Raw genomic sequence first — 23,388 nt, 5'->3', positions numbered from 1 at the left:
AGCTATAACCTGGTTACGCTCTGATACGTTATTACCAAACATGACTAATTTTTCCGGGTTTCCACTTAAATCATTCACAGGTTGAATAATACATTCAAGAGCCACCATTTGTTTATTAGTATTTTGCAGCTTTAACGTAACGCTGACAGATGCACCATTTTTAGCTTCAGAAGTTTTCTTTTCACCCAAATGTGTAAAAATATTGCCTATGATAGAGGCGAATTCCTTTGAACTGATTTTACCCATTTGTGCCAGAGTATAATCGTTACAAAGTGTAAGATTTCCTTGCAAGTCAAATTCCATAACTGCCGACTGACTACTGATCGCTTCTTTTTGACTTAATTGTTCAAGTACTAGTTTTTTAATTTCTCGAATATCTGAGCTGACACCCACAAAGCCTGTGTGCTTTCCATTTTCATCAAACGTAGGATTAACAGCCAAAATGATCCAATAAGGAACACCATCTATATCATAGTTAAGAATCTCTTCATAGAAGGGCTGCTTTTGTTTAAGTTTTTTAGAAATACGTGCAACAGTCTCTTTATCGGTCTGCTCCCCCTGTAATAGATTTCCAGGTTTTTTACCTTTTACATCTTCCAGCTTATGTCCAGACAACTTTTCAAATCCAGGATTCACATATTCGACTAAACCGTTTTGATCTGTAATTAAAACAGACGTACTGGTATTAGCGACGACACGGCTAAGCATTTCAAATTCATGGGATTGGTTTAGTGATGAAGAAATATCATATAGTTTAATGACTTTGAAAATCCTGCCTTGGCTTTCTATCCAGCTCACATGAATTTTCAGGGTTATGTTGTTTGGGCCGATGGAGGTTAACTCTTCTGTACCTCTACCCGAGCAATGCGCTCGATTATTGACGAGCCTGAGAAATCTTTATCTACTCTTAATTTTTCTAATCCGGGAATTTTTCGTACAGCATCATTGATTAAAACCAACTTATTATCATCACCTAAGATGACTAACCCTTCATTGTTTTCATTAAAAGCCTGAATTTTAAGTTGAGACAGCGGGTCTGGAGGATCAATAATGTCAACAAATGCCATTTTGTAGCCATGCTGATCAAAATCAATTTTTGAAAAAATTAGTTCAATTAACTTACCTGATCGTGACTCGTAGATATCTCGTTGAAGAAAAGTGCCCGATCCCTGCTGCGCCAGGGAATTTTTAGCCATAATTTTGTCGAGAGGCTTGTTTTTAACCTCAGAAGCAGTATGCTCCAATATATCAATGCAGGGTTGATTCATATGCTTAATGTTATTATCGCGATCAAGCAATAAAACCGCTACTTGAAAACAATCAACAAAGTTGCAAAGCCGTGTCAGATTTTTTTGTTTTATATTAAAAAACATTCAATTACTCACTATTCTATTGAAACTTTGATGAGCGGTTCGTATCTCAATCTGCGCCTACCTGTCTTACGCTAGTCTCGGTCTAGTGGATCATTGTAACCATCACTTGACCTCATTGCATAAAACATCACGTCCAATCGTCTCGGATTCAGGTTATATTGTGTAAAATAATTTAACCAAGCTTGTTATACTATTGATCTCCAATAGAATCTGCAATGATCGAGGGATACAGTAAACATGGAACATCAATTCTGGAATGACCGCTGGGAGCTGAACCAGATCGGCTTTCACCAGGAAGAGATTAATGCCTATCTGGAAAGCCATTGGCAAGAACTCGGACTCACGGATAACGCGCCAGTTTTTGTACCCCTATGCGGCAAAAGCCTGGATATGCTCTGGTTACGTAAACAAGGCCACAGTGTACTGGGAATCGAACTCAGCGAACGGGCATTAGAGCAGTTTTTTACTGAAAACCAACTCCCCTTCACGCGTCATCAGCAAGAAGAGTTTGTTTGCTTTCAAGCCGATCAACTGCGCCTGCTTGCCGGTGACTTTTTTAAATTAACGGCAGCCGACATAGCGCCGATAGATGCCGTCTATGACCGCGCCTCACTTATTGCTCTACCACCTGAGATGCGTGTCGATTATGCCCGTCACATGGCACGACTGCTTCCGGAAGGTGCACATATTTTATTAATTTCACTGGAATATGAAGATGGAACCCTAAAAGGTCCTCCATTTTGTGTGCGTGAAGCGGAAGTACAGCAATTGTTTTCTGAGTGGTTCGATGTGAAACGACAAGGACGCTTTGAAGGTGTATGGGCGAAGAAAAAGCCGGCCACAGAGGTGGTGTATACCTTAACCCGAAACGCCTTATCTTACGCTTCCAGATAGTGGTATAAGCTATTCAGGACTTACTCAGCCACTGCAGTGTATCAGCTGCACTCAGTGGCTGACTGAAATAGAACCCCTGAATATGTGTCACGTTCAGATCCTGCACCATCTGACACTGAGCTTTAGTTTCAACCCCTTCGGCGGTAACCGTCAGGTGACTGTGTGAAGCTATATCGACTACGGCACGCACTATCACCTGACTGACTGGCTTATCAGTAATCCCGGTAATAAACGAGCGATCCAGCTTGACTACATCCAGGGGCAGATCACTCAGGCAGCTCAGCGACGCATAGCCAGTACCGAAATCGTCCAACGAAAACAGCGCACCGGCACTGCGCAGCTGCTCCATCAATTTCAATGCAATCTGAAGGTCTTCCATCGCGGAACTTTCGGTGATTTCAAAGCCAAAATCTGACAGCTTTAGATCAAAAGACTCGGTTATGCTAACCAGCTGATGATACAAATCACTATCCTGCATCTGCTTAGCCGAGAGGTTGACAAATATGCGTGGCGACTCGCATTGCTGCTCGCGCAAAGACACAGCAAACTCGCAGCACTTACGAAACACTTCCTGGCCAAGAGTGCGAATCAGACCACTCTGCTCGGCTGCAGGAATAAAAACCATCGGCGAGATCATTTCACCCGTTTCAGACTCTATCCTGACCAGAGCCTCCAGCGATATGGTTTTCAGGCTTTTAGCACAGACCACCGGCTGGAAAACCACACGTACACGCCCGTCATTGATCGCTTTCCAAATCATTCGTTCGGTTTCATTACGCATCAGATTGAGCTGCTCAATCGACATTTCAAACTCAACCACCTGATTGCGGCCTTTTTCCTTAGCCTGATGTTTTGCGGCATCAGCCGGCGCAGAAGATCATCCACACTGTCTCCATGGTCCGGATAAAACACCATACCAATGGAGGCACCCAAACGGTGCTGACGACCATTCAGCTCAAACGGGCATACCAACTCATCAATAAGTTTGCTGGCAACTTTATTAGCATGGTTACGGTGAATGTTTTCCAGTATCACTACAAACTCATCACCACCCAAACGCGCCACTAAATCACTGTCGCGTAAACAACTGCTGATCCGCTCGGCCGCTTCGGCTAAAACACTATCTCCTTCATGGTGTCCGAACTCATCATTAACACCCTTGAACTTGTCCAGATCAATAAACAACATCGCCATCTTTTGTGAATAGCGCTTACTACGATTCACTGCATGCTCGGCCAGCCCCATAAATAACGAGCGATTCGGTAGCCCGGTCAGCACATCATAATGCGCCATTCGGTCAAACTTGACCTCTTGCTCTTTATTGCTGGACAGGTCAGAAAATACGGCGACATAGAGTGTTTGGCTACTGGCCTGATCATAAATTCGGGTGATGTTGACCCACTGTGGATAGACTTCAGCGTTCTTGCGTCGATTCCAGATTTTGCCACTCCACCAGCCACCCTGCTCCAGTGCATCCCACATCGACTTGTAGAAAGGGCTGGCATGGCGGCCGGAAGAGAAAATCGATGGTTTTTTTCCGATAACGTCTTGTTGTGAAAATCCGGTGATATCAGTAAATGCCTGATTAACCATAATAATACAACTGTTCTCATCAGTGATCAGAACGGCCTCGCGCATCTGCTGCAACGCAGAGTTAGCAATAAACAAAGACCCCTTCGAATCCAGAAACACAGTTTTGAGCTGATGCTCTGATTCGGCTACAACAGGTTTTGACACCATAAAATTACAAAAATCCTAAACAGGTAACGCATCCGTACGCTGTTTACGCAGTTGGCCAACAATCTGATGCTGACCAACGCAATGAATATTTTCAGCTCCTGATTTTACGCCCATTCGTTCCACTCGGTTTCATTTAACCATGGGTGACTGAATAGCATTCAAACACAGAAGCACTTGAACCAACCACCTTCAACCCTCTCATAAAAAAGCTAATTATGGCTATATTATCTGCAAATTTACATGAGCCTCATCAAGTTTGCAGCTTACCCCGAAGCATAATGACCGCCGCCAGACACACTATCGCAATACCAATAAAGGTGAGCAGGTTGACCACTTCCTGCCAGATCAGCCAGCCCATCAGTGTTGCAAAAATAACCGATGCATAGGTGAAGGGGCCAAGCTGACCTGCTGGCGCCAGTCCATAAGCTCGCGTGAGCAGAAGCTGTGCCAGCGTGGATGTGGCCGCCAGTCCGAATAACCAGACGAAATGTTCAGCGCTTGGCATCACCCAATTCAGTGAAGCTGGAATAGCCGCCAGCAAGGATCCAAACAAGGCAAAATAAAACACTATTTTTTGCGGCGATTCACTGCCTCGCATCGAACGAATGGTAACCTTGGCCAAGGCACCCAACATCGCTCCGACCAAGCCAACAAACACAGCAAGGTGCAACGCCCCTTCTTGGGGTTGAAGTATCAGTGCCACACCGGTAAAACCGACCAGAATAGCTACCTTGACACGGACAGAGATGGACTCCTTCAGCCACCAAAGTGCAATAATCGGCACAAAGAACGGACCGGTTTGTTTCAACATGGCTTGCTGCCCTAATGGCAGGTTTGCCCAGGAGTAAAACAGACAGCTCATCGCCGTCACACCGATCAGGGCACGCATAAAATGCAAATGGATACGCTGTGTGGGCAAGTCGCGTTGACCATATTTCAGTATCCACGGCAGCATCCACACCAGGCTGAGCAGATTACGCATCAGCACAATCACCTCAATCGGCAGGTCGGCACTCACCTGCCGGATAATCATGCCACTGCCTACCAGAAACATCTCTGATAATACAATCAGCAACGCACCCTGTGTTAATGGGCTCACTGGCGTTATTTACACATCAATGCGCTGATAATCACCCGACAAATCGGCGGCTAGTTTGCTGCTGGAAACGACCGCGACACTCTGCTTGTCAGGGTTGAGCCAGGTTCTGGCCACGCGCTGCAAATCTTCCGCTGTCACTGTCAGAATACGTTGACGAAAGCGCATGCGCTCATCCGGTGTACGGCCAAACAGATTGGCATGATAATCTTTCTTCGCTTCGCCAGCAGGCGATCCAGGCTTATCAATTGAGCTGACCACGCCCAAAATTGCCTCTTCCACTTTGGTCTTTTCAGGCAGGGTGTTCAGTACCCAATCTTTGGCCGCAAGGAAGTCTTGCAAAGTAGCTTCCAGTCGCGGGTCGCGGTAGGAGAAGAAGCGGAACACTGCATTGCCGTTATCCTGACCTGCGCCAGCACCGTAAGCCCCGCCCTGTTCACGAATGGCACGGTGCAGAAAACCATTACGCAGGTAGTCACCCAATACCGTCAGAGCAGCCGCATCCGGGTGCTGAGTGGTTACGGTTGGGAATGCCATGGCACAGAAATTCACCTGCGTATCCACCAGCCACACTTGCTTAACGCTTTCTCGTGTCCGGGGTAACTGCAGGGCACTGAAGTTTTCTGATTGTTCCGGTACTCCCTGCCAGATCTGCTGACACACCTGATCCATCTGCGCTTCAAACTCTGCTTCACCTACCAGCAGAAAGCGTCGGGGAGCAACCCGAATCAAGTCGTGAAGGCTTGTAACTGCTGCGCCAGATCCGGCAATGCGGCTTCGTCTGCCATGGCCTTATCCAGCGCTTTCAGACGACGAATACCTTCCAGCCCCGTGGTTATATGGCTAAATTACCCGCAGGGCTCAGTGGCGCACAAGCGGCCTGCATAGCCAGTCCGTGACCTCGACCAGTAATCCCACTGACCCTGCGTGAGCGCATCTGCGCCACAATTTCCTTTATCCGCTTGTGTTCATCAAAACGTGCTGACGTCAAGGTTTCCGCCATAAGTGCCGTAAGCTTTTCCTGATTCACAGCCAGCGCTTTGGCTGACAATACCAGATAACCACTCACCTGCTGCTCATCATCCGGCGCGCCCCGCACGCTGGTAGATGCCGAAACACTGCCGGAAATTTCGCTTTGATAAGCCTGATTCTCCCTGTAGTCGCGCTCACCACAACCCAGTTCAGTCAAACAGTGGCTATAGAGTGGCAGCAGTGTAAGCTGTGCTTCAGTCAGCTCAGGCAGATCAACAATTACCTGCTGGTAGGATAAGCCATTGGTGCCAGTTGAATACCAGCAGCCTTTTTCAGCCAGGGACGGCAGTATAGAAGACTGCGGCAACTTCATGGCTAAAGGCACATCTTCAAGGGTGACGCAGGGCAAAATACTGTCATCATCCACTTGTAGCTGTCGCGCTTCAAGCGCCTGAGCCTGTTTTACTATCGCCTCAGCCTCAGCATCAGAAAGTGCCGATTTAATCCTGGCCAACTTAGCCGCTTCCGCTGCATTACGACGCTCTGACAACTCAGCATCCGGTCGCAAGGTCAGTCTGACACGGTGTGGATTATCCAGTAACCAGCGACGAATCAGTTCAGGAATAAAATCTGCATCTTTAATTTTTTCACGCAAGGCTTCCAGCGCCAGATCAATATGCAGCGCCTCTAACGGGTCACCGCGATGAATACCGGCTGACAAACCGGCCAGAATCAGCTGCAAACCAAAAGGCATGCCATCACCGGTAATCTCGCGCTGAGACAGCTCCAACTGATGTAGCTGTGCTTCAACCATGCGCTGATCCACGCCTTGTTCAGCGATCTGCTGCAGGGTTGTCAGCACCAGAGCTTCAAAGGCTTCGGCCCGTTCTGGTTCACTGCCCTCAATACCACACAGAAAGCTCATTTCGCGGTTGGAGTCTTCCAGACCACACAAGGGTGATGGACCACTACCAAGATCGCTGGACTCCAACACTGAACGCAGAGGGGAACTGGAATTATCCAGCAGCACCTGGGTTAAAAGATGTGCCTCCATCAAGGCATTGGTATCAATAGAGCGCGGCAGCAACCAGCCCATCACATGATGAGTGTGCCCTTCCAGTGTTGGCTGATCACAGGCATAGGCCTCTTCTACCCGTAAAGGTGCAAAATAGCGTTTTTCATCTTTAACCTGAAGCACCAGTTCACTGCGTTCAAAACGTGACAGTGCCAGGGTATCCATGCGTTCCTGTAATTCAGAAGGGGGTAAATTACCGAAGGTCATAAACACTGCATTACTGGGGTGGTAATGGCTTTTATAAAAACTTAATAGCTGCTCATAGCTCAGATCCGGGATACAACCGGGTTCACCACCACTGTTATGGTGATAGGTGGTTTGTGGAAACAGATAGCAGGACAGGCTCTGCCACAGGGTTGATACAGGGGAACTCATCGCCCCTTTCATCTCATTGTATACCACCCCTTTGTAAGTCAGATCTGATGCAGGATTAGCCGCCTCGGTAAACTCCATCCGATGACCTTCCTGGGCAAAATCCAGCGGATCCAGACGGGAGAAAAATACCGCATCCAGGTAAACATCCAGCAGGTTAAAATAATCCTTGCGGTTCTGACTGGCAAAAGGATAAGCCGTCCAGTCGCTGCTGGTAAAGGCATTCATAAAAGTGTTCAGTGAACGTCGTGTCATCATGAAAAACGGATCACGTACCGGGTAGCGCTCACTGCCACACAGCACGGTATGCTCAAGGATGTGCGCTACACCCGAAGAGTCTTCCGGCATGGTCCTCAGTGCCACAAGGAATACGTTTTCATCGCTATCTGCATGAATATGATAATGTTTAGCACCGGTTTTGATGTGCTCGAATTCGCTAACTTCTACAGCCAATGATTGAATCCACTGACGACGATGAAACTTAAAACTGGAATGAGCTTGCATGGTAGATGAAAATCCTGATGCTGATCAATTTTTAAGCAACCGTTATGTGTTACTCTAGTGGGTCAATTGTACCTGTTCAGTGCATGAATTTCTCTGCCTATAACCTCTTAAAACAGGATCCAGGACGACAAACCATCAAACCTAAAAACAATTGACAGATAATAAAAGCAGCACTACATTAAACATTAGTTGTTGCAATGCACAAAAAAAATATCTATAGAGGTGACCTCCATGTACGATCAAATGAAAAATTCCATGAAACCCATGATGGATATGGCTGAAATTAATAAGAAAACTGCTGAAAAACTGATTGCGCTGCAATCTCAGTATGTCAGTGAATTTGTTAATAGCAGCTTGTCGCAAATGAAATCCCTGTCTGAAGTTAAAGACCCTAAAATGGCCATCGAGGCTCAAATACGCTACATGAAGGAAATTGAAGCCAAGGCATCTGATGTCGCTCAGCAGGAAATTTCTGCTTTGAGTGAAGCCAAAGCACAGCTCTCTCTGCTGATTGAAAATACGCTGGAAGGGATGGGCGAGAGTGACTACCTGGCTGAAATGCAGAAAATGATGCAGACCTACAAAAACAAATAAAATCACTATTGACCAGTGCACGAATCCTCTTGACAGGAGTGTGATGATACTGTAGAAAGGATGCAATGCTGCACTGCACAATATTTTAACTGATGCCTCGAGGATTAAATCATGACAGATCCAATGAAAGACCTGAAAAAAAACTTTGAAGACGCCATGAAGCCTGTTACTGACAGCTTTACAGATGCGATGAAACCAATGACTGAAATGTCAGAAAATATGCTGAAGCAAGCTGAACAACAGTTTGAGCCTGTTAAAGAGAAGTTCGCACCGGCACTGGAAATGGCTGAAGTAAACCGCACTACAGCTGAAAAGCTCATGGCCATCCAGGCTGAGTACGTGTCTGATTTTGTTAATGCCAGCCTGGCACAGTTTAAATCGCTGGTCGATGCCAAGGATCCTAAAGAAGCCGTTAAGCTTCAAGTGGAATTTCTGAAAACACTGGACTCCAAATTTACCGATGTTGCTGAAAAAGAACTGGCAACTCTGACAGACGCTAAAGACAAAATCACCGACATCGTTGAAAAAAGCATGTCAGAGCTGGGTGATGTTCCCTTTATGTCAGAGTTAAAACAGTTTGATCTGAGTAAATTTGATCTGTCTAAACTAATTCCGGGCAACACCCAAACCAAGCCAAAAGCGGCCAGCAAGCCAGCTGCAGCAGCCAAACCTGCCAGCAAGCCAGCAGCCAAACCGGCTACTGCACGCAAGGCAGCAGCCCCAGCTGCAAAACCGGCTGCACCGGCAGCAAAACCAGCTGCAAAACCAGCAGCGGCAGCTACTCCTGCTGCCAAGCAAGAAGCAGCTCCTGCAAAGCCAGCCGCCAAGCCTGCTGACAAAGCCTGATCTTATTGATATTCAGTAGGAGCTGGAGGTCTTCGTGCGAATTTATCGCCGAGGACCCTGCTCCTCTCTCCCCCTCTTTCTTAATCGCTCCAATCCCCAGCCTTTAAAATCAAAATACTGATCATTCAATTCTCATTTGTGCCCGTTATTTAACAAAAACTTCACTTTAGTTAAATATGATCTAGTCTTGATGGATAACTCTACGCTTAACTAACATCAGGAACTCGCCATGACAGTCTCTAGACGCCAATTTTTAAAAGGTGCGGCTGCTGCCGGTACCTTAGCAGCGGCTACCCCGTTTTTTATTAACTCCACCCTGGCCGCTTCGAAAGAGCTGCGCATTTATGCCTGGGCTGGATATATTACCGACGAGATGCTCGCCGACTTTAAGCAAAAGACCGGTATTAATGCGACCTTTACCCCCTACGGCACTAACGATGAGTTGATGAATTCGCTGCGTGCTACCGATGGCACTGGCTTTGATATCATCATGCCGACGGTTGACCGGGTTCCAGGTTATATTGAATATGATCTGGTGCAACCACTGGATACCAGCCGCATCAACTGGGATGGTGCTCTGGACAGTGCTATTGCAGGCTCGGAAGTCGGTGGTGTTATAGATGGAAAGCGCTACTTTGCGCCCTCCGACTGGGGTACTGAAGCCATCTGCTACAACAAGGAGCTGACCAATATTGATCGTAACAATCTAAGTTACGGTGATCTGTGGACACCTGAGCATGGTGATGGCGTAACAGTTCGTGGGCACTCGGCACTGGTCGGCATTGGCCTGTGGCTGGAAAAAGCAGGCAAGCTCCCCTTCCCACTGCTGGACTCCTACAAAAGCGAACAAGCCATGCGCGCCAACTTTGATGTTATTCTGAAAGTGGCCACTGAACACAAACACATGATTGCGCAGTTCTGGTCAACTGAAAACGAAGCGCAAGGTGCCTTCCTGGCTAATGGTGCTGTGATCGGCCAAACCTGGGACAGCACTGCGTTCAACCTGATTAAAGAAGGCGAACCCATGGGTTATGCGGCACCTAAAGAAGGTGCCATGGCGTGGATGGAGGGCTTTGTCATTCCTAAAAATGCCAACAATGTGGATGCTGTATACGAATTCATTAACTGGTATTACACCCCTGAAGCTGGCGCCATGTTCGTTAAGGCTACAGGATATAACTCTACCTCCAAAGGTGCATCCGATTTACTGCCGGAAGAAACCAAGCAGTTTTTCCTGGACTCTTACACCGAACAGGATTTAAATAATCTGTGGTGGTGGCCCATTCAGGAGCTTGGTACGTTGCGCTACGCAATGAATATCAGGATCGTTACCTCTCCGCCTGATGCAAATCTGATCTCTCTGACACATGACCCGATAGCGGTCATGTGCACTGACTCACTGTGAGACTTTATGGATAGTAGTGTTCACCTTGATAATGTCATGATGCAATTTGATGACTTTGTAGCGGTTCAAACCACCGATCTGAAAATCGAATCTGGCGAATTTTTCAGCTTTCTGGGCCCATCCGGCTGCGGCAAAACCACACTACTGAACATGATTAGTGGCTTCCTTGATCCAACTGAAGGTTGTATTCATATTGGTGGTGAAAATATGCACCACATACCGGCCAACAAACGTCCCACCTCAATGATCTTTCAGAACCTTGCGCTTTTTCCGCTCATGACTGTTGCAGAAAATATTGAGTTTGGTCTTGAGGTCCGCGGTATTAAAAAAGCCGAACGCAAAAAAACCTCTGATCGCCTGCTTAATCTGGTTGCCCTGCCGGAATGTCGCGATAAACGCATCGCTGACCTCTCTGGTGGTCAGAAGCAGCGCATTGCTATCGCACGCGCGTTAGCGGTTGAGCCCAGAGTACTGCTGCTGGACGAGCCCCTCTCCGCACTGGATCTCAAGTTACGCCAGCATATGCGCACTGAATTGAAAGCGATCCAGCGTAAAACAGGGATCACCTTTATTTATATTACCCATGACCAGGGCGAAGCACTGACCATGTCTGACCGGGTTGGCGTCATGTCTGCCGGCAAGCTGCAGCAAGTAGCTGATCCTGTCACCCTGTATCGTGCACCAGCAACCCCCTTTACGGCGTCATTTGTGGGTGAGAACAACCGCATAGAGGGTAAGGTAATCAGTATAGATGCCAATCGGGTTAACCTGGATTGTGGTGATTTGGGCCTGTTGTCAGGAATCAGCGTGCATGAACTGTCTGTTGGTGAAAACGCCCTGCTGTTTATCCGCCCCGAGCTCCTTAACCGTCGAACCACAATCAGCGAAAACTGCTTCACCGCACAGGTACAGGAACTAAGTTTTGAAGGAGCCTACCTGATGATGGAGGCCACACCGATCAATGCTCAAAGCCGTATCCGTGCGCAGCTGCTCAGTGATGTGAATATAGGCGACCTGTCCATTGGCAACCAGGTTATCTTTGGCTTTAATAGTCAGGATGCCATTATCATGGCGGCAAAAAGCGATGTATAAACAACTTTCACAACGCTTCGGCCCCCTGATTACCTTCGGCATCCTGCTACTGATGCTACTCTGGCTGGTGATGCTGGTTATCCTGCCGCAGATCCTGATGATCGATTATTCATTCAGTCCCAACCTGCCCCCAAGTCAGCTAGGCGGACCCGATGATAACTACACCCTGAGCAACTACGCGACCTTGCTTGATAACCAGATCCATCAGAGCATTTTCTTTAAAACCATCTGGTCAAGTGTACTGGTTACCGTCTGTACCCTGATGCTCTGCTACCCGCTTGCATTTTATCTGGCCAAGGTGGCTACGCCCCGACAAGCAGCACTCTGTGTTCTCCTGCTCATTATTCCGTTCTGGATCAATGAAATCCTGCGTACGTTTTCCTGGTATATCATTCTCTCCTATCGTGGCCCATTAAATGCCATGCTACTCAGTCTTGACTTGATTGATCGCCCCATACGCTTTTTATCCGGTGATGCTGGTGTCATTATCGGTATGGTCTATGCCTACATTTTGTTCATGGTGTTCCCGCTTTACAATGCCATAGAAAGCCTGGATGGCAATCAGATCAAAGCGGCCAGAAACCTGGGTTCAGGCTGGATCAGAACCCATTACCGCATTGTCATTCCACACGCCAAACCCGGTATTGCTACGGGTTGTATTATGGTATTCATGCTCTCTGCTGGTAGCTATGCTGTACCGGCACTTCTGGGCTCACCCGGAAGCCGATGGTTCACGCAAATTATTTACAACTGGTTTTTTGAAGGCGGTGACTGGAACCAGGGGGCGGCCTATGCGTTTATTTTGCTGCTGCTCTGTATCGGTTTTATTGTGCTGGTGATGCGCCTGTTTAGGGTTGGGCTGGGAGATATTGCACGATGACGTCCAATAGCATCCTGAAATGGGGTATCCGCTTCTATATCACCCTGTTTTTTCTTTACCTCTTCACCCCCCTGATTATCATGTCGGCGGCCACATTTAATGACAGCCGCTTTCCCACCATATCACCCTGGCGCGGTACTACACTTAAGTGGTTTGAGGAGCTTTGGCAGGATTCCGGTATGTGGCAGGCACTGAGCAATAGCGCCATGATTGCTGCCGGCGTTCTGGTGATCGCCGTACCTATCGGGGTAGCCTGCGCGCTGTTTCTATCCACCTACCGGGGTGGCGGCAAGAACTTCATTTATGGTTTGATGCTATCCCCCTTGCTGACACCCGGGGTCATCATTGGTATTTCAACACTGATTTTCTGGCGCAGCATGGGTGTCAGTGGCGGTATTTTGCTCACTATCATTGCGCAAACCACCTTTATCGCGGCCTATGTCATGCTGATGATCCTGGCGCGTATGCAGCGTTTTGACCGCACCCTGGAGAACGCGGCATTCAGCCTTGGTGCCACTCACCTGCAGGTATTCAGACGCATCACTCTGCCCTATCTGATGCCCGCCATACTCTCGGCAGGTGTCATCGCTTTTTTACAGTCCTTTGAAAACTACAATACAACGCTATTCGTCAAAGGTCATGACACAACGCTCACGGTGTATATCGCGTCAAAAGTCAGAACCGGCCTGACCCCGGCTGTTAACGCGCTGGGACTCGTTCTGATCGTCATTACCATCCTGCTCGCAGCGGCCTATGAGCTAAGGCGTCGACACGAAGTAAAAAGCGCTGAACTAAGAGCAGTACAAATTGAACAAGCTGACTGAAGCCTTAATAATTTAATAGTCTACCTGCAGGAATCACTATGCTCGCTAGTCGTATAATCGCCCACCGCGGCTGTTCCTTACTCGCACCCGAAAATACACTGGGTGCTATGGCACTGACTAAAAAATTGGGCGTCGACTGGGTGGAAATAGATGCGAACCTGTTGGGCGATGGGACGGTGGTGGTATTTCATGATGACCGCCTTGAACGCCTGACCAATGGCCGGGGCAAACTGATGGATCTGGGCATCAGGGATATAGCCGGGCTGGATGCTGGCAGCCATTTTTCGCAAACTTTCCAAGGTGAGCCTATCCCCACCCTGGATCAGATGCTGATACAGCTGGATCGGGATCAGCTAGGCCTGAATCTGGAAATTAAATGCTACCCCGACTTCACGCCGAAACAGATTGTTATGCCGGTTATCGCTTCTCTTGAACGTCACTGGAAGGCGTTTGATCGCCTGATTATTTCCTGTTTCGATACACAGGTACTGACATTGATTCGACAGCATAAACCAGACTGGCAACTCGGCCAGCTATGGGAAGCGTTACCGAGTGACTGGCAAACAACCGTGGCTCAACTTAATGCGGTCAGTGTGCACCTGGACCATAGCACTTTAACCAACGCACAAGCCACAGCGATTAAACAAGCCGGCCTGGATTTATACGTTTATACCGTGAACGACAAAGTGACAGCAGAGCAGTTATTTGCAATGGGTGTTGATGGCGTATTCACGGATGACCCCACCCTGTTTTAGCTATTTTCTTTGTTAACCCTTTTTTTTGTTAACTCTATAGTCAGCAACTAGCCAGCCAGTTTGTTTGGAGCACAAATACATGAACGAAAAACTTCATGACCTGATCGTCATCGGTGGTGGTATCAATGGCGTGGGTATTGCGGCGGATGCTGCCGGGCGTGGATTGTCGGTGGCTTTGCTGGAAGCTGCTGATCTTGCCAGTGGTACCTCATCCTGGAGCTCCAAGCTTATTCACGGTGGCTTGCGTTACCTTGAAACCTATCAGTTTCGTTTGGTAAAAGAGTCACTGGCCGAGCGTGAGGTGTTATTAAAAATGGCACCCCACCTGGTAACGCCACTCAAATTCAAAATGCCCCATCATCCCGGCATGCGCCCAGCTGGATGATCAGTATCGGGTTGTTTTTATATGACCATTTGAGTAAACGGGTTTCATTGCCTGGATCCAAACGTATTCGCTTTGCGGCTGATAGCCACCTGCAAGCCAAATTTAAACACGGCTTTGAATACAGTGATTGTCGAGTAGACGATGCGCGCCTGGTGGTAATGAACGCCAAGCTTGCTGAGCAAAAAGGTGCTGCAATCCTTACACGCTGCCAGGTAACCGGGGCTAAGCGACATAAGGGTATTTGGTTGATTTCAGCAAAAACACCTGAGGGTGACGTATCAACATTTAAAGCCAAAACCCTGGTGAATGCAGCGGGCCCTTGGGTCAGCCAGGTAATAGCGCAAATCCCGGAGGTTAGCCATAAGCATCGGCTGCGCCTGGTAAAGGGCAGCCATCTGCTTGTGCCGCGTATTCATGATGATCCAGCCGCCTATATCCTACAGAATGATGATGGACGAGTTGTCTTCATTATTCCCTATCTGGACGACTACTCGCTTATAGGCACAACCGATGTTGATTATGCCGGTGACCCCCGTACTGCAGAAATTGACGATGCTGAAATTGATTATCTGATCAAGGTAACTACGGATTATTTTCCTTGTAGCTTGACCCGCGAAGCGATCGTCTGGACCTTCTCCGGTGTACGTCCACTGATGCAAGGTGAGCACGAAGCCAGTAAGTCTGCCACAAAAATCACCCGAGATTATCAGCTTGAACTCGATCTGCAGGCAAATCAGGCGCCGCTGTTATCGGTCTTCGGCGGCAAGCTTACTACCTATCGAAAACTCGCAGAAACAGTGATCAACAAGCTGCAACCCTACCTGCCTCCTATGGCTGAAGCCTGGACAGCGTCTGCAATCTTACCGGGTGGCGAAGGCGTAAGTTCGCCGCATGCCTACGCCCAGGAACTGACAAAGCATTACCCCTTTTTGGATCAGCAACAAGCACGTCGCCTGGCGTTTACCTATGGACGTCAATGTGAAATCTGGCTGGCAGGGGCGGCTTCGCTGACTGACTTAGGCCTTCGCTATGGGGATTTATTTGAGCGGGAGGTTAAATACCTGATCGATGAAGAGTGGGCACAGAGTTGTGAAGATATCATCTGGCGTCGCACTAAAGTGGGTATCAGCCTGTCTGAAACTGATACACAATCCCTGGAACGATTCGTCAAAACCTACCGTAAAGGGTGATTCTAATCTATAACGGATTAACGTCTTGCAGATTTTGGCTTTGCCGACACGGGTCTGGACGCGGATCTGGCCTTTCCTTTTGTGGCGCTGGTCCTTTTTGCAGAGGTCGACTTGATACCAGGACGTGCCGCTTTTTTCGGATTAGCGCGTGAATCACTTCGTCCTCGGGCACTGGACGCAGATCCGGAACTTCGGGACTTAGCCTGACCTGCCGAGACTGGCTTGCGTGAGTTACCGGACGCTTTTTTAGCCGTTTTAGCTGTTTTTTTAGATGCCGGTGCCGCCTGAGTATCTGACTGGGCGGTTAGCTTGGCGATAGTGTCAATTTCAGCACTGGTTAAATCACGCCAGTCTCCCAGCGCCAGGCCTTTTAACGACACATTCATAATGCGTACACGTTCCAGGCGGGTGACCTGATAGCCAAAATGCTCGCACATACGCCGGATCTGGCGATTAAGCCCCTGCACCAGAATAATTTTAAAGACAAAGGTCGAAACCTTTTCTATTTTACATTTTTTGGTTACCTGCCCCAGGATGGGTACACCAGACATCATCCCCTGTAGAAAGCTATCTGTTATCGGCTTGTTAACTGTAACCATGTATTCTTTTTCGTGATTATTACTGGCCCGAAGAATCTTATTGACCATATCACCATTGTTAGTCAGGAAAATCAGCCCTTGTGAATCCTTATCCAGGCGTCCAATCGGAAAAATACGCACACCGTGATTCACAAAATCGACAATATTGCCCTTTTCTGATGCCTCGGTAGTACTGACAATCCCCACGGGCTTGTTCAGGGCAATAAACACCAGGTCATCTTCTTCATAGGGCTCGAGTGTTTGACCATTCACCTTGACGATGTTGCCAGGGAAAACCTGATCTCCGGTTGTCGCGCGCTTACCATCAATAAACACATTACCCTGCTCAATATAGCGATCAGCTTCACGACGCGAACACATACCACTTTCGCTGATGTACTTATTGATACGAGTTGATGTTTTAAAAACCATATAACCTTCCGAATAGGCACACAACTAAGCATACACCGCTCCTGCACCCACGGCATATAGCGCCACGGACGGCGCCTATGCAGAAAATGCAGGAGCAGTTTTCTGTCCGTACATCCTGTACATAACTAAAAACGGGCCACTAGGGCCCGTTTTTTATAGCGTCGCTGAACTCGGGGTTCAGATCGCTACGATGTTTTCCGCCTGAGGACCTTTCTGGCCCTGAGTAACAGCAAACTGTACTTGCTGACCTTCGGTCAGGGTTTTGAAACCTGAACCAGAGATGGCGCTGAAATGGGCGAAGACGTCCGGTCCAGACTGCTGTTCAATAAAACCGAAACCTTTAGCTTCGTTGAACCATTTAACTGTACCAGTAGTGACGTTTGACATAATATTAATCTCGATCAAAATATATAAATTGTGAATCAATAAGCAAAATTGCTATAAGGATTCGGTCATGCTTTAAGTAATGTAGAACTTATGGTTTCAGAACGAGGGTCATACTATGATGCAGGACGTCGAAATGGTGCATAAATACAAGCTACTTTAAAAACAAGTTAAGTATACACCCTATTTTGTTGTTGTCAAAGCTTTATTTCACTATCAGTTAAGGATAGTTGCGATATCTTTCATTAGCCCATAACAATGAAACCCAAGACCACTTTTACTCCTGTGCTAATGGGCCAGATCTGGCTGACACGCCATGAACACATCCCTGTGGCTCCAGCGCGCCATCCCTGGCGCACAGGGTCAGCCAGATCCGATCCCATCAGCCCTCACCACTTGGGTGCCAGCGTACAGTTGATTTCAAATCGGTATTTGCACAGCCTCTTGCCATACTGAGAGTCAAAATCTAAATATCGCAATTTATGTCATGAACTCGCAGTTTATCTCGATCGGTCTGTTGTTTGGACTGGCACAAAGGTTCGGCGGGGTGGTGGTATCACTTTGGAGTGACCGTCTGCCGCCAGGGAAGGCGGCAGCCGAGCGCCAGGACGGCGAAAAGCGTGTCACCCCAAAGTGATACTACCACCCCAGCAAGGCACCAAACCAAAATGATGCCACACATTCGGCACCTAATACCCTGTAAAACTCTTGTAATAATAAAATGCTAGGTTAAGTCGAATTTCCAGAGGAACCGCGATGTCTGACTTACTATACCTGGATACACCCGCCCAACAACGCAGATCCGCCGCTCTGAATTTTATAAAAAAACTGTCGAACCACCTGCTGGCTATATACGTTCAGACTATGGCATTTTGCTACGTAAGAACCGGCTTGATGCCACGTTTCATTTCTGCACCAAAGGATCCTATGACCGCCTCCTGGCAGACTATTTACAGCATCAATACCAATCTTTTGTATTTGTTGATATTGGTGCCAATCAGGGGCTTTATTCGATTCTTGCGGGACTTAATGTGAACTGCCAAACAGCGATTGCGTTTGAGCCCGTGGCGCGAACATTTGCGTTATTAAAGTCCAACATCGCCATCAATGGTATGAGGGATTATGTCCATCCAATTCAGGCGGCCGTGTCCCTGGTTAGCGGAAAGGCGAAGATCACCAAAAAACCAGGACACAGCGGCGCTGCATCCTTGCGCCAGCTACCTGGATGGTTTCAGCCAGCACGCTGGTTTGGAATAACCGAGACCATTTCGCTGCTCGGACCTGAAGCACTGCACCCTTTGATACCCACAGAGACTGATCTGATCATCAAAGTGGATGTAGAGGGTTATGAAAAAACGGTTTTTGACGCCTTAATTGCCAGTAATATTCTGGACCAGGCAAAAGCGGTATTTTATGAGGTGAATCCACGCTGGACTGAAGAAAAATCCCTTGAAACTCTACTACGGCAACAGGGCTTCAGTGATTTCACCCGTACATCCGACAAACCCTGTCATGATGTACTGGCAACGCGCTGAAGCGTTACCCGTACAACAAATGACGGGGTTGCTGTACTACAGATTAGGCTGCTCAAGATAGGTGGTATCATCCATACCCATACGCAGCTCACGGATGGTTTGTCTTTTATCCGCCGCACTCAGGTTTGAAGCAGCCACCTGACGATTTAATGATTCCAGCAATTTTTCCGGATTGAAATTCACATACTGCAACACCTTAGCCACGGTATCACCGCGCTGCATGTGATTCACATCTACACCACCAGCTGGGTTGAATTCAACATTGGCGGCATCGGTATCACCAAACAGATTGTGCAGATCTCCCAGTATTTCCTGATAGGCCCCGACCAGAAAGAAACCTAACAAGGAATTAGCCACTTCCATGGGTGGATAAGGCAGCGTGGTTTCCAGCCCTTCACCATCGACATACTGGTCAATACGGCCATCAGAGTCACAGGTAATGTCACGGATCACGCCACGCCGTGACGGGTATTTATCCAGATCGCGCAGTGGTAGTATGGGGAAAATCTGATTAATTCCCCAGACATCCGGGAGAGACTGAAACAGAGAGAAATTGGCAAAGAGTTTATCCGCCATCTGCTCATTCAGTTCATCCAGAATTGCACTGTGATGGCGTTTAGCCGGATTCAGACGCTGCATCAAGTAGAGTGCCGTAGCCCGCATCATCTGCTCACCGGAAGCACGGTCGATCAGGCTCAGATCACCGTGGGTAAAGGCATGGTTTAAATCCTGATTATGGGTCACCAGATCATGGTAGACCTCACTGAGGCTGCGATCACGGCCCAAGGCGTCCTGGTAGTTCTGCCAGATGCGTTGCAGCAACTGGTGATCCTGCGCCTCCGGCTCAGTCAGACTGTGAACTACCTGGCGCTCTATACCGATCACATTGGTGACCAGCACGGCATGATGCGCTGTTACCGCCCGGCCTGATTCACTGATCAGGTGGGGTTGTGGCAGATCGTGTTCAAGGGAGACCTCTTTAAAAGCCTGCACCACACGCTTGGCATATTCATCCAGCGTGTAGTTCATCGAACAGATACTGCGGGATGCCGTACCTTCATAATCGATACCCAGTCCACCACCGACATCGGCCACCTCAACAGGCATGCCCATCAAGCGTAACTGGGCATAAAAACAGGCGGCCTCACGCAGTCCCACCTGAATATCCTGAATATTGGCGATCTGGCTACCCAGATGAAAATGCAGTAACTGAAAGGCCTGCACCTGATCATGACTACGCAGTATCTCGATGGTTTTCAGAATTTCGCTGGCGGAAAGACCGAACTTGGATTTCAGCCACCACTGTCCTGCCAGTTGCCCTTACCGACCGTTGATAAACGCGCCCTGACCCCGATGCGCGGCTGCACCTTCAACTCAGCCGCAACCCGCAATACATCATTCAGCTCACTGGACTTCTCCAGAACGATATACACCTTGTGCCCCAGACGCTCACCAGTCAGTGCCAGGCGAATATAATCTTCATCTTTATAGCCGTTACAGATAACCGTGGATTTACCCGGCTCGGACATCGCCAGCACAGCCAAAAGTTCTGGTTTACTGCCCGCTTCCAGACCGGTATGTCCTGCCAGCACCTGTCGCTGTCCGGCCACAATGGCTTCGACTACTTCACGCTGCTGATTGACCTTGATCGGATAAACACTGGTGAAACACCCCTGATAGGCTTCATTATCAATGGCGCGGGCAAAGCTATCGACCAGACTGGCCACTCTGTGACGCAAAATATGTGGAAAACGGATCAATACCGGTAATTCCAGTCCACGTGCCTGAATCATCTGCAGAATATCGGCAAAGCTTACTTCTGCCCCGGAAAGGGTGTCGCGAACGGTCACATCACCCTGCTCGGAAATGCCAAAATAGCCGGCTCCCCAGCGGGAAACATTATATAAAGCCAGGCTATCTGAGGTATTCCAATCGGTCATATTGTTTCTCACTTGGTTGCAAAAGCTGTTGTGGTGTAGCCTGTTGATCAATGACTGCCTTTATCTGTATCTGGAGGCAGCGAAACATCCACAGTATCGCTAACATCCACGAGTCGACGTCGCAGACTGTCATTCTCAACTTTTAGTTTCTGTGCTTCCATACGGTGCTTGAAAATTTCTTCATAACGCGCTTCAAGTCGTAGTTCCAGTTCACTGATACGCTTTTTCTGATCACTGATGGTGGTTTCCAGCTCATCCAACTGGCTTTGCATCTGGTCCAGGAACATATAGCCACCCTCAGCATTTTCAGAGGCTGATCAACACGCATCTGGCCTTGCAGTTCATTCACAATATGGCTGTAAAGTGCTTTAAGATCGGCGGCTTCGCGTTCGTTATAGTTAATGCGCTCTTCCATCGCGCTGTGTGCACTGGCTGAACCAATGGAACCCGCCAGTATATGTTCAAGCATGCGGTGAAATTCCATTAACTCAATGATCGTCAGGTAAGGCTTACCACTCACCTGCAGATCATCAGTAATGCGATTGATCGACTCATCGGTTTTATCGGCACCCAAATAACGTACCAACAGGTCGTGGGCCTCAGTTAATTTAGGTTCCAGTGCGATATAGGCATCCAGCCGGTAGGCCTGGCTTTACCCGAAACCTTACCTCTTGACAGCATCGCGGCCATAAATTCACGCGTCAGCGCTCGCTCCTGTTTCTGCGGATGGTAGAACCAGGACCCAAGTAGATAAAAAAGTATATTAAACAGCATGGACCAGAAGACACTGTGGATCAGCGGTGGCAGGAACTCTATACCTAAAAAAGCTTCCGGACGCAGCCAGCTGATTCCCCAGGCCCATGCGTCATAATCGTTGGAGGCAACCAGCCTTCGGCAATCATTGATGGAATAATCAGCGTCCAGCCCCATAAGATGTAGCCGGCAAACAAGCCAAGCATCGCACCCATACTGTTACCCTGACGCCAGAACATGCCGATCAATAAGGCCGGTGCTAATTGCAATACCGCAACGAAGGAGATTAATCCCATAGCCGCCAGAATGTATGAGTTACTCAGCACCATCGCCAAGACATAACTGGCTACCATGATCAGAGCCGCTATCACCCAGCGAATTTGCAGCAGATAGCCCTGCAAGGGCTCAAGAAAGCGCACTTTGCCGCACACCGGCAATACCAGGTGATTTGAGGTCATGGTGGCCAGGGTCATGGTCGAAATGATAATCATACCGGTTGCTGCGGCAAAACCACCAATAAAGGCCAGCAAGGTCATCAAATCATTACCCAGATACCGGGGTACCTTGAGCACAAAGAAGTCGGCCGATCCAATCGGCAACCCCAGTTTCAGACCTGCCGCGGCAATCGGAATAACGAACAGGTTAATCAGAATCAGGTAGAGGGGAAACATCCACATGGCTGTTTTGATATGGCGCTGATCACTACTTTCCACCACGCTGACATGAAACTGACGCGGCAAAAACTGTACAGCAGCAAACCCCAGAACCACCAGCGTAGTCCACATCAGCACGGAATGGGAAGGCTGCTGAAACTCTGTCAAGTAACTGAGATCATCCTGGCTCAATGCGAACGCCAGCTCATTCAAATCACCGAATACGGCGCCTATAATGAAAACACCCACCACACCCAGAGCCACCAGTTTGACTAAACACTCAGCCACCAACACTGCAATCATGCCGCTGTGACGCTCGGTGGGATCAAGCCGCCGGATACCAAACATGATCGTAAATGCCAGCATCATCAGCATCACCAGCAACCCGGTCATATCCCAGGCATCACTTTCATTGCTACCGGTAATGATACTGAAACTGCTCACCACCGCCGTCAGTTGCAACGAGATATAAGGAGCAACACCGGTGAGTGCCAGGATGGTTACCAGTGCAGCGATACGCTGTGAGCGGCGATAACGGGTGGAGATGAAATCTGCAATACTGGTAATGCGGAAGACTTCTTTTACCGCCACCATGCGCCTGAGCGTTACCCACCAGAAGATGACACTCAGCAAGGCACCCACATAGATACCCAGAAACAACATTCCCGACTGAACAGCAAAGCCAACACTGCCGTAGAAAGTCCAGGAGGTGAAGAAAACCGCCAAGGATAGCGCATAGACCCATCCGGGCATCAGGCTACTGCTGCGAAAGCGGGTACGTCGCTCAACCCAGACGGCAAGACCAAACAGGCACATCACATAAAGCAATATGATCAGGATAACAGTGTGGGCCGCAAACATCCCGCTTTCCTCAGGGAGCTGAACGATGCTAACGACCTGTTCGTTACAGCGCTCAACTCAGATAGGTAGTTATAAAAATAGTGGCATAAATAGTTACAAATGCTCTTCAGCATATTCCGCCAGGCGTGAACGAAACACGCCTTCAAAATGCACACTGGCCGAACCTTCAAAGTCACGAAAACGTTCTACAATATAGGTCAGACCCGATGTCAGTGGTGTCAGGTAATTGGAGTCAATCTGTGCCAGGTTACCTAA

General features: G+C 48.4%; 25 protein-coding genes and 1 pseudogene. 12 read left to right on the top strand and 14 right to left on the bottom strand.

The genetic code is table 11. The features are described 5' to 3' along the window. Together LH51_RS11290 and LH51_RS11285 are read right to left on the bottom strand one after the other, a co-directional pair. Nucleotides 1-798: PAS domain-containing protein (locus LH51_RS11290; protein WP_200881974.1), on the bottom strand; the 798-nt coding region annotated here is incomplete at its 3' end. A 38-nt stretch (nucleotides 799-836) separates the two neighbouring features. Continuing rightward, the gene (locus tag LH51_RS11285; RefSeq protein ID WP_036522257.1) at nucleotides 837-1,373 is read right to left on the bottom strand and encodes a PAS domain-containing protein; all 537 of its coding nucleotides are present in this window, start codon (nucleotides 1,371-1,373) and stop codon (nucleotides 837-839) included. A 237-nt stretch (nucleotides 1,374-1,610) separates the two neighbouring features. Here LH51_RS11285 and LH51_RS11280 point away from each other — a divergent pair, with 237 nt between their 5' ends. Then, nucleotides 1,611-2,267: a thiopurine S-methyltransferase gene (locus LH51_RS11280; RefSeq protein ID WP_036522256.1), complete on the top strand. Its 657-nt coding sequence runs from the start codon at nucleotides 1,611-1,613 to the stop codon at nucleotides 2,265-2,267. Nucleotides 2,268-2,280: 13 nt separating this feature from the next. Here the strand turns inward: LH51_RS11280 and LH51_RS19300 are convergent, their stop codons facing one another. From LH51_RS19300 to LH51_RS11260, 5 genes are all read right to left on the bottom strand, one after another. Further along, nucleotides 2,281-3,072: an EAL domain-containing protein gene (locus LH51_RS19300; protein ID WP_052063707.1), complete on the bottom strand. Its 792-nt coding sequence runs from the start codon at nucleotides 3,070-3,072 to the stop codon at nucleotides 2,281-2,283. Further along, nucleotides 3,048-4,007: a GGDEF domain-containing protein gene (locus LH51_RS19295; RefSeq protein ID WP_052063706.1), complete on the bottom strand. Its 960-nt coding sequence runs from the start codon at nucleotides 4,005-4,007 to the stop codon at nucleotides 3,048-3,050. Before LH51_RS19295 ends, LH51_RS19300 begins: the two co-directional genes overlap by 25 nt. Nucleotides 4,008-4,257: 250 nt before the next feature. Next, nucleotides 4,258-5,106 (bottom strand): DMT family transporter, encoded by an 849-nt coding sequence (locus tag LH51_RS11270; protein WP_235263683.1) that lies wholly within the window; start codon nucleotides 5,104-5,106, stop codon nucleotides 4,258-4,260. A gap of 9 nt (nucleotides 5,107-5,115) precedes the next feature. Then, a complete protein-coding gene (locus LH51_RS24285) occupies nucleotides 5,116-5,835 on the bottom strand; it encodes an insulinase family protein (protein WP_036522254.1) in 720 nt (239 codons plus the stop codon). 103 nt (nucleotides 5,836-5,938) lie between these two features. Next, nucleotides 5,939-8,026 carry an insulinase family protein gene (locus LH51_RS11260; protein ID WP_327124838.1) on the bottom strand — a complete coding sequence of 696 codons (2,088 nt, stop codon included), beginning with the start codon at nucleotides 8,024-8,026 and terminating at the stop codon, nucleotides 5,939-5,941. Between the two features lie 231 nt (nucleotides 8,027-8,257). Here LH51_RS11260 and LH51_RS11255 point away from each other — a divergent pair, with 231 nt between their 5' ends. From LH51_RS11255 to glpD, 9 genes are all read left to right on the top strand, one after another. Next, nucleotides 8,258-8,620 (top strand): phasin family protein, encoded by a 363-nt coding sequence (locus LH51_RS11255; RefSeq protein ID WP_052063705.1) that lies wholly within the window; start codon nucleotides 8,258-8,260, stop codon nucleotides 8,618-8,620. A gap of 111 nt (nucleotides 8,621-8,731) precedes the next feature. Then, a complete protein-coding gene (locus tag LH51_RS11250) occupies nucleotides 8,732-9,466 on the top strand; it encodes a phasin family protein (RefSeq protein WP_052063704.1) in 735 nt (244 codons plus the stop codon). Nucleotides 9,467-9,695: 229 nt separating this feature from the next. After that, nucleotides 9,696-10,871: an extracellular solute-binding protein gene (locus LH51_RS11245; RefSeq protein ID WP_235263561.1), complete on the top strand. Its 1,176-nt coding sequence runs from the start codon at nucleotides 9,696-9,698 to the stop codon at nucleotides 10,869-10,871. Nucleotides 10,872-10,877: 6 nt separating this feature from the next. Further along, nucleotides 10,878-11,963 carry an ABC transporter ATP-binding protein gene (locus LH51_RS11240; protein WP_036520726.1) on the top strand — a complete coding sequence of 362 codons (1,086 nt, stop codon included), beginning with the start codon at nucleotides 10,878-10,880 and terminating at the stop codon, nucleotides 11,961-11,963. After that, entirely contained in the window at nucleotides 11,956-12,843 is an 888-nt protein-coding gene (locus LH51_RS11235; RefSeq protein ID WP_036520728.1) for an ABC transporter permease, read from the top strand. The genes LH51_RS11240 and LH51_RS11235 overlap by 8 nt, the downstream gene beginning before the upstream one ends. Further along, nucleotides 12,840-13,667 carry an ABC transporter permease gene (locus LH51_RS11230; protein ID WP_036522253.1) on the top strand — a complete coding sequence of 276 codons (828 nt, stop codon included), beginning with the start codon at nucleotides 12,840-12,842 and terminating at the stop codon, nucleotides 13,665-13,667. Before LH51_RS11235 ends, LH51_RS11230 begins: the two co-directional genes overlap by 4 nt. Before the next feature lie 38 nt (nucleotides 13,668-13,705). Then, a complete protein-coding gene (locus LH51_RS11225) occupies nucleotides 13,706-14,422 on the top strand; it encodes a glycerophosphodiester phosphodiesterase family protein (RefSeq protein WP_036522252.1) in 717 nt (238 codons plus the stop codon). A gap of 79 nt (nucleotides 14,423-14,501) precedes the next feature. Then, nucleotides 14,502-14,807: an FAD-dependent oxidoreductase gene (locus tag LH51_RS23610; protein WP_268746566.1), complete on the top strand. Its 306-nt coding sequence runs from the start codon at nucleotides 14,502-14,504 to the stop codon at nucleotides 14,805-14,807. Continuing rightward, entirely contained in the window at nucleotides 14,804-15,997 is a 1,194-nt protein-coding gene (gene glpD, locus LH51_RS11220; RefSeq protein ID WP_268746565.1) for a glycerol-3-phosphate dehydrogenase, read from the top strand. Before LH51_RS23610 ends, glpD begins: the two co-directional genes overlap by 4 nt. Before the next feature lie 17 nt (nucleotides 15,998-16,014). On the opposite strand, the gene rluF is transcribed toward glpD, so the two are convergent. Both rluF and LH51_RS11210 read right to left on the bottom strand, forming a co-directional pair. Continuing rightward, on the bottom strand, nucleotides 16,015-17,007 hold the full coding sequence (rluF, locus tag LH51_RS11215; protein ID WP_036522258.1) for a 23S rRNA pseudouridine(2604) synthase RluF: 993 nt from the start codon (nucleotides 17,005-17,007) through the stop codon (nucleotides 16,015-16,017). A gap of 177 nt (nucleotides 17,008-17,184) precedes the next feature. Then, entirely contained in the window at nucleotides 17,185-17,394 is a 210-nt protein-coding gene (locus LH51_RS11210) for a cold-shock protein (protein ID WP_036520797.1), read from the bottom strand. 484 nt (nucleotides 17,395-17,878) lie between these two features. Here LH51_RS11210 and LH51_RS20865 point away from each other — a divergent pair, with 484 nt between their 5' ends. Both LH51_RS20865 and LH51_RS11205 read left to right on the top strand, forming a co-directional pair. Next, entirely contained in the window at nucleotides 17,879-18,028 is a 150-nt protein-coding gene (locus LH51_RS20865) for a hypothetical protein (RefSeq protein WP_160173725.1), read from the top strand. A gap of 235 nt (nucleotides 18,029-18,263) precedes the next feature. Further along, nucleotides 18,264-18,926 carry an FkbM family methyltransferase gene (locus tag LH51_RS11205; RefSeq protein WP_052063703.1) on the top strand — a complete coding sequence of 221 codons (663 nt, stop codon included), beginning with the start codon at nucleotides 18,264-18,266 and terminating at the stop codon, nucleotides 18,924-18,926. A 36-nt stretch (nucleotides 18,927-18,962) separates the two neighbouring features. On the opposite strand, the gene speA is transcribed toward LH51_RS11205, so the two are convergent. The 5 genes and pseudogenes from speA to LH51_RS20550 form a co-directional block, all read right to left on the bottom strand. Further along, a complete protein-coding gene (gene speA / locus LH51_RS24280) occupies nucleotides 18,963-20,168 on the bottom strand; it encodes a biosynthetic arginine decarboxylase (RefSeq protein WP_327124842.1) in 1,206 nt (401 codons plus the stop codon). Nucleotides 20,169-20,218: 50 nt separating this feature from the next. Next, nucleotides 20,219-20,866, bottom strand: coding sequence for a hypothetical protein (locus LH51_RS24275; protein ID WP_327124835.1), 648 nt, complete (start codon nucleotides 20,864-20,866; stop codon nucleotides 20,219-20,221). 47 nt (nucleotides 20,867-20,913) lie between these two features. Next, nucleotides 20,914-21,153, bottom strand: coding sequence for a hypothetical protein (locus LH51_RS22685; protein WP_235263682.1), 240 nt, complete (start codon nucleotides 21,151-21,153; stop codon nucleotides 20,914-20,916). A 531-nt stretch (nucleotides 21,154-21,684) separates the two neighbouring features. Beyond that, nucleotides 21,685-23,133, bottom strand: a complete 1,449-nt coding sequence (locus LH51_RS11195) for a sodium:solute symporter family transporter (protein WP_052063701.1) — start codon at nucleotides 23,131-23,133, stop codon at nucleotides 21,685-21,687. A gap of 93 nt (nucleotides 23,134-23,226) precedes the next feature. Further along, a pseudogene (locus tag LH51_RS20550) lies at nucleotides 23,227-23,388 on the bottom strand (PhoH family protein); the annotation flags it as partial.

Origin of the sequence: Nitrincola sp. A-D6 (genome assembly GCF_000764495.1) — a bacterium.
Lineage (GTDB): Bacteria > Pseudomonadota > Gammaproteobacteria > Pseudomonadales > Balneatricaceae > Nitrincola.
This window is presented reverse-complemented; position numbering and strand designations above follow the sequence as displayed.

What these genes read in the sequence shown, in the direction of transcription:
- LH51_RS23610 (WP_268746566.1), top strand. Translation starts at nt 14,502, where the DNA reads ATGAACGAAAAACTTCATGACCTGATCGTCATCGGTGGTGGTATCAAT.
- LH51_RS11280 (WP_036522256.1), top strand. Translation starts at nt 1,611, where the DNA reads ATGGAACATCAATTCTGGAATGACCGCTGGGAGCTGAACCAGATCGGC.
- LH51_RS20865 (WP_160173725.1), top strand. Translation starts at nt 17,879, where the DNA reads ATGAACTCGCAGTTTATCTCGATCGGTCTGTTGTTTGGACTGGCACAA.
- LH51_RS11230 (WP_036522253.1), top strand. Translation starts at nt 12,840, where the DNA reads ATGACGTCCAATAGCATCCTGAAATGGGGTATCCGCTTCTATATCACC.
- LH51_RS19295 (WP_052063706.1), bottom strand. Translation starts at nt 4,007, where the DNA reads ATGGTGTCAAAACCTGTTGTAGCCGAATCAGAGCATCAGCTCAAAACT.
- LH51_RS11250 (WP_052063704.1), top strand. Translation starts at nt 8,732, where the DNA reads ATGACAGATCCAATGAAAGACCTGAAAAAAAACTTTGAAGACGCCATG.
- LH51_RS22685 (WP_235263682.1), bottom strand. Translation starts at nt 21,153, where the DNA reads ATGTTCCTGGACCAGATGCAAAGCCAGTTGGATGAGCTGGAAACCACC.
- LH51_RS24275 (WP_327124835.1), bottom strand. Translation starts at nt 20,866, where the DNA reads ATGACCGATTGGAATACCTCAGATAGCCTGGCTTTATATAATGTTTCC.
- LH51_RS11195 (WP_052063701.1), bottom strand. Translation starts at nt 23,133, where the DNA reads ATGTTTGCGGCCCACACTGTTATCCTGATCATATTGCTTTATGTGATG.
- LH51_RS11210 (WP_036520797.1), bottom strand. Translation starts at nt 17,394, where the DNA reads ATGTCAAACGTCACTACTGGTACAGTTAAATGGTTCAACGAAGCTAAA.
- LH51_RS11240 (WP_036520726.1), top strand. Translation starts at nt 10,878, where the DNA reads ATGGATAGTAGTGTTCACCTTGATAATGTCATGATGCAATTTGATGAC.
- rluF (WP_036522258.1), bottom strand. Translation starts at nt 17,007, where the DNA reads ATGGTTTTTAAAACATCAACTCGTATCAATAAGTACATCAGCGAAAGT.
- LH51_RS11255 (WP_052063705.1), top strand. Translation starts at nt 8,258, where the DNA reads ATGTACGATCAAATGAAAAATTCCATGAAACCCATGATGGATATGGCT.
- LH51_RS11245 (WP_235263561.1), top strand. Translation starts at nt 9,696, where the DNA reads ATGACAGTCTCTAGACGCCAATTTTTAAAAGGTGCGGCTGCTGCCGGT.
- LH51_RS11225 (WP_036522252.1), top strand. Translation starts at nt 13,706, where the DNA reads ATGCTCGCTAGTCGTATAATCGCCCACCGCGGCTGTTCCTTACTCGCA.
- glpD (WP_268746565.1), top strand. Translation starts at nt 14,804, where the DNA reads ATGATCAGTATCGGGTTGTTTTTATATGACCATTTGAGTAAACGGGTT.
- LH51_RS19300 (WP_052063707.1), bottom strand. Translation starts at nt 3,072, where the DNA reads ATGTCGATTGAGCAGCTCAATCTGATGCGTAATGAAACCGAACGAATG.
- LH51_RS11235 (WP_036520728.1), top strand. Translation starts at nt 11,956, where the DNA reads ATGTATAAACAACTTTCACAACGCTTCGGCCCCCTGATTACCTTCGGC.
- LH51_RS11285 (WP_036522257.1), bottom strand. Translation starts at nt 1,373, where the DNA reads ATGTTTTTTAATATAAAACAAAAAAATCTGACACGGCTTTGCAACTTT.
- LH51_RS11260 (WP_327124838.1), bottom strand. Translation starts at nt 8,026, where the DNA reads ATGCAAGCTCATTCCAGTTTTAAGTTTCATCGTCGTCAGTGGATTCAA.